Below are 4,928 nucleotides of genomic sequence, written 5' to 3' on the forward strand. Positions count from 1 at the left end.
GCGCTGTTCATCTTCTCCGGCCACGACAACCGCATCGCCAAGGGCGGCGATGCGATGGCGCAGTTCGTCGGCAAGGGACACGACTTCTTCGCCTGCCTTGCGGGCAGCGTCAGCCAGGAGACTGACCAGGCCACGTTCGACAAGCTCTGGGACAACCGGGTCGAGGCGTGGTTCCCCAACGGCAAGGCCGATGCGCGGCTCAACCGCTTCGACATCGACTCCGCCGAACTTTGGGAGACCGACGTATCGCTCAGTGGCCGGGTGAAGATGCTGTTCGGCGGCACGATCACGCCGGGTGAGTCGTCCAGCCATGCAGTGGTGGATTCGGTCGCCTGACGAGATGACCGGTTCGCCGTGGGCGTCGGCGATCAAACAAAGCTGTCCTACAAGCACGCTGGCGTGGCAGGTATCTAGCCGCGTCAGCGTCTCTCTTTCACATCATGGATAACCATCACCGCGATCCGTCGCGCGTCCATCGAGCCAAGACCGATCAGCGGAAGTTCCACGCGGGCGGAAGTTACGGAACTTCCGCTCAGCTGTTCGCCGCCATCCACTCCTCGACCACCGGCGCGATTTTGGTTCGCCATTTCGAGCCGTTGAAGATGCCGTAATGGCCGGCTCCTTCCGCCATGTAGTAGCGCTTCTTGTCGGCCGGCAGGTTGGTCGCGAGCGTCAGCGCCGCCTTGGTCTGGCCCAGCCCTGAAATATCGTCGCGCTCGCCCTCGACGGCGAGCAGCGCCACGTCGGTGATCGCACCCAGATCCACCAGGCGACCGCGATGCCGCATCGTACCCATCGGCAGGGCGTGTGTCTGAAAGACGACATCGATCGTCTGCAGATAGAATTCGGCGGTCATGTCGCAGACCGAACGATACTCTTCGTAGAAATCCTTCGACTGATCCGCGCTCTCGTCGTCACCGCGGACGAGATGCTTGAACATTTCCCAGTGGCTTTGCATGTGATCGCCCAGGTTCATCGACATGAACCCGGCGAGTTGGAGGAAGCCCGGATATACGCGGCGCCCGCCACCCGGATAGCCCGCCGGCACGGTGGCGATGACATTATGCTGGAACCAGGCGTGCGGGCGCTTCGTCGCAAGCGTGTTGACCGCCGTTGGTGCCTCGCGGGTGTCGACGGGGCCGCCCATCATCGTCAGCGTCTTCGGCCGGCAGGGATGCGCATCGGCGCTCATCAGCGCGACCGCCGCGTAGCACGGCACTGATGGCTGACAGACCGCGAGCATGTGCGACCCCGGCCCCATCGCCTCCAGGAACTCGACCAGATAGTCGATATAGTCGTCAAGATCGAAGCGTCCGTCGCTCAGCGGCACCAGCTTGGCATCGGCCCAATCGGTGATGTGAACGTCGGCCACCGGCAGCATACGCTCGACCGTACCGCGCAACAGCGTTGCATAATGGCCCGACATCGGCGCGACGATCAGCAGCTTGGGGCCACCTTCAATGCCGTCGCGCGCGAAGCGCTTGAGCTGCCCGAACGGCTTGGCGAGGACGATCTCCTCGGTGACCGCGACCTCGCGGTCGCCGACGGTGGTATGCGTCAGGCCGAACGCCGGCTTGCCGCGCGGTGCGGCGGCATGCGCGAAGACCTCCAGCGCCGACGCCATCACATTGCCGCCGCCCATGTACGCGAACGGACTGGCGGGGCTGCTCCACATCTCCGCGCCCCAGCTTGCCCACGCGCCCGCGCTGGTAAGCATCGATTTCTGCCATTCATGTGCGGCGTAGAGCATCCGAATTCCCGTAACCCACAAGAGGTTGCGCGCGTCGTAACGCTTTTGACGCGCTGCACAACGCTTCGGCGGCGTTGAGGGCGCGGCGACCGCCTGCTAGGCGCGGCACCATGCCCGAACCCGCCGCCTCAGCCCCTACCCGCGAAACAGGCCGGCGGCTGGGCAGCCTGGCGATCGTCTGGCGGTTCGCCTCGCGCTATCCGGCGCAGCTGGCGATCGCGATCGCGGCGCTATTCGTCACCTCCGCGACTACGCTGGCGATCCCGTGGACCTTCAAGTCGGTGATCGACAAGGGCTTCACCGACGGCGGCAACACCGCGCATATCGACCGTGCCTTCTATACGATGTTCGCACTGGTCGCGGTGCTGGCGGTCGCGACTGCGTTCCGCTTCTACTTCGTGTCGTGGCTCGGCGAGCGCACGGTGGCGGACGTGCGGATGGCGGTGCAGGCCAACCTGCTTCGCCTGGCGCCACGGTGGTTCGAGGAGAACCGCCCGTCCGAGGTCGCGTCGCGGCTGACTTCGGATACCGCGCAGATCGAGAACGCGGTCGGCACCACCGTGTCGGTGGCGCTGCGCAACACGCTGATGGGGATCGGCGGCATCGTGTCGCTGTTCCTGCTCGCACCCAAGCTCGCCGGGCTGCTGCTGCTCGGCATTCCGATCATCGTCCTGCCGATGGTGCTGCTCGGCCAGCGCGTCCGCAGCCATTCGCGATCGAGCCAGGATCGCATCGCCGACATCGGCGCGATGGCGGTAGAGACGCTGGGCGCGATGAAGGTGGTGCAGGCGTTCGGGCAGGAACAGCGCGAGCAGGAGCGCTTCGCCGCTGCCGTGGATCGCAGCTTCACGACCGCGAAGCGCCGCATTCGCATCCGCGCGCTGATGACCGCGCTGGTAATCGGCCTGTTGTTCGGCGCGGTGACGCTGTTGTTGTGGACCACGGTCAGCGATGTCGCCGCCGGGCGGCTGTCGGGCGGGTCGCTGACCGCGTTCATCTTCACCGCGGGCTTGGTCACGGGCGCGTTTGGCGCGCTGACCGAGGTTTATGGCGACCTGCTGCGCGCGGCTGGCGCGGCCGAACGGCTGAGCGAGCTGCTCGCCGAACGGCCCGAGATTGCCGCGCCTGCTAATCCGATCGCGCTGCCGACCCCGGCCCGCGGCGCGCTGGCGTTCGAGGGGGTGACGTTCCGCTATCCGACCAGGCCGGAGGTATCCGCATTGTCGGACTTCACGCTGGCGGTGGCACAGGGCGAGACGGTGGCGCTGGTCGGGCCGTCGGGCGCGGGCAAGTCGACGCTCTTCCAGCTCGCCGAACGCTTCTACGATCCGCAAGTCGGCCGCGTTACGATCGACGGCGTCGACCTGCGCGACGCAGATCCGGCTGCGGTGCGCGAGCGCATGGCGCTGGTGCCGCAGGACGCGGTGATCTTCGCCGCGTCGGCGCGCGACAATCTCCGCTACGGTCGCTGGGAGGCGTCGGACGAGCAGCTCTGGGCGGCGGCGGAATCGGCCAACGCGGCCGAGTTCCTCCGCGCGCTCCCGGAGGGACTGGACACCTTCATGGGCGAGGCCGGCGCGCGGCTGTCGGGCGGACAGCGCCAACGGCTGACGATCGCCCGCGCGCTGCTCCGCGACGCGCCGATCCTGCTGCTGGACGAGGCGACCAGCGCGCTCGACGCGGAGAGCGAACGACTAGTTCAGGCGGCGCTGGAGCGGCTGATGGCGAACCGCACGACCCTCGTCATCGCGCATCGCCTCGCCACGGTGCGCGCTGCCGATCGCATCATCGTCATGGATGGCGGTCGCATCGTGGAGCAGGGCACCCACACACAACTCATCGCGCGGTCGGGCCTGTACGCGCGCCTCGCGAGCCTGCAGTTCAGCGAGGCGGCGTAGGCTGCTCGCCTCCCGCTTGCGGGAGGGGCTGGGGGAGGGCATGTCGGATCAAAGCGGAGCAGGACGGCGGGGACATTCCCTCCCCTGGCCCCTCCCGCAAGCGGGAGGGGAACATGCGCGACTTCGACATCATCGTATACGGCGCGACCGGCTTCACCGGCCGGCTCGTCGCCGAGTATCTGGTGCAGGCATACCCCGGCCGCACGCGGTGGGCGATGGCGGGGCGCTCGGCGGCCAAGCTCGCCGAGGTCCGCGACCTGATCGGCGCGCCCGCCGACCTGCCGCTGGTCGTTGCCGACGCCGACAACGCCGCCTCGCTCAAGGCGATGGTTGAACGCACAACCGTGGTGCTGACCACGGTCGGCCCGTATCAGCTCTACGGCTCGACCCTGGTCGCGGCCTGCGCGGCGGCGGGGACAGCCTATGTCGACCTGTGCGGCGAGCCGGCGTGGATGCGCCAGATGATCGACGCCCACGAGGCCGAGGCGAAGCGAACGGGCGCGCGCATCGTCTTCTCCTGCGGGTTCGACTCCATTCCCTTCGATCTCGGCGTACTGACGCTGCAGGAGGCCGCGCGCGAACGCTTCGGCAAGCCCGCGCCTCGGGTGAAGGGTCGCGTGCGCAAGATGCAGGGCGGCTTCTCCGGTGGCACTGCCGCAAGCCTCAAGGCGACGCTCGCCGCCGCCGCCAGGGAACCGTCGCTGTTCAAGCTCCTCGCCAGTTCGTTCGCGCTGACCCCCGGCTTCACCGGACCGGGCCAACCGAGCGGGCTGGTGCCGGAATATGACGGCACGCTGGGTGCTTGGGTCGCGCCGTTCGTGATGGCGCCGATCAACACCAAGAACGTCCACCGCACCAACTTCCTGCTCGGCCACCCGTTCGGCGAGGACTTCCGCTATGACGAGATGATGGTCGCGCCCGGCGTCGGCGAGATGGCCAAGGCGGCGGCGGAGGCGATCGCCAAGATCAACCCGTTCGCCGGCGACAAGGGGCCCAAGCCCGGCGAAGGCCCTTCCAAGGAAGAGCGCGACAACGGTCACTACGACCTGCTGTTCATCGGCGAGATGCCGGACGGGACCCGCGTCGACGCGACCGTGACCGGCGACCGCGACCCGGGCTATGGCTCGACCAGCAAGATGATCGCGGAGTCGGCGCTATGCTTGGTCGAGGACGTGCAGGGTGACGGCGGTATCTGGACGCCCGGCGCGCTGATGGGCGCGCCGCTGCGCGAGCGGCTGAAGGCTAAGGCGGGGCTGACGTTCGTGGTGAAATGACAGCCC

General features: G+C 67.8%; 4 protein-coding genes. 3 read left to right on the forward strand and 1 reads right to left on the reverse strand.

Going from position 1 to position 4,928, the window contains the following annotated elements; genetic code table 11:
• Positions 1 to 336: pyridoxamine 5'-phosphate oxidase family protein (locus tag JWN21_RS12550; protein ID WP_299650632.1), on the forward strand; the 336-nt coding region annotated here is incomplete at its 5' end.
• A gap of 196 nt (positions 337 to 532) precedes the next feature.
• Here JWN21_RS12550 and JWN21_RS12555 read toward each other — a convergent pair.
• Complete coding sequence (locus JWN21_RS12555; RefSeq protein ID WP_299650635.1) at positions 533 to 1,750, reverse strand: polyhydroxyalkanoate depolymerase; 1,218 nt, start codon at positions 1,748 to 1,750, stop codon at positions 533 to 535.
• Between the two features lie 110 nt (positions 1,751 to 1,860).
• On the opposite strand from JWN21_RS12555, the gene JWN21_RS12560 reads away from it, so the two are divergent.
• Positions 1,861 to 3,648 (forward strand): ABC transporter transmembrane domain-containing protein, encoded by a 1,788-nt coding sequence (locus tag JWN21_RS12560; protein ID WP_299650638.1) that lies wholly within the window; start codon positions 1,861 to 1,863, stop codon positions 3,646 to 3,648.
• 113 nt (positions 3,649 to 3,761) lie between these two features.
• A complete protein-coding gene (locus JWN21_RS12565) occupies positions 3,762 to 4,922 on the forward strand; it encodes a saccharopine dehydrogenase NADP-binding domain-containing protein (protein WP_299650641.1) in 1,161 nt (386 codons plus the stop codon).
• Positions 4,923 to 4,928: the final 6 nt, after the last annotated feature.

This window comes from Sphingomonas bacterium, assembly GCF_028292945.1.
GTDB lineage: Bacteria > Pseudomonadota > Alphaproteobacteria > Sphingomonadales > Sphingomonadaceae > Sphingomonas.

What these genes read in the sequence shown, in the direction of transcription:
- JWN21_RS12555 (WP_299650635.1), bottom strand. Translation starts at nt 1,750, where the DNA reads ATGCTCTACGCCGCACATGAATGGCAGAAATCGATGCTTACCAGCGCG.
- JWN21_RS12560 (WP_299650638.1), top strand. Translation starts at nt 1,861, where the DNA reads ATGCCCGAACCCGCCGCCTCAGCCCCTACCCGCGAAACAGGCCGGCGG.
- JWN21_RS12565 (WP_299650641.1), top strand. Translation starts at nt 3,762, where the DNA reads ATGCGCGACTTCGACATCATCGTATACGGCGCGACCGGCTTCACCGGC.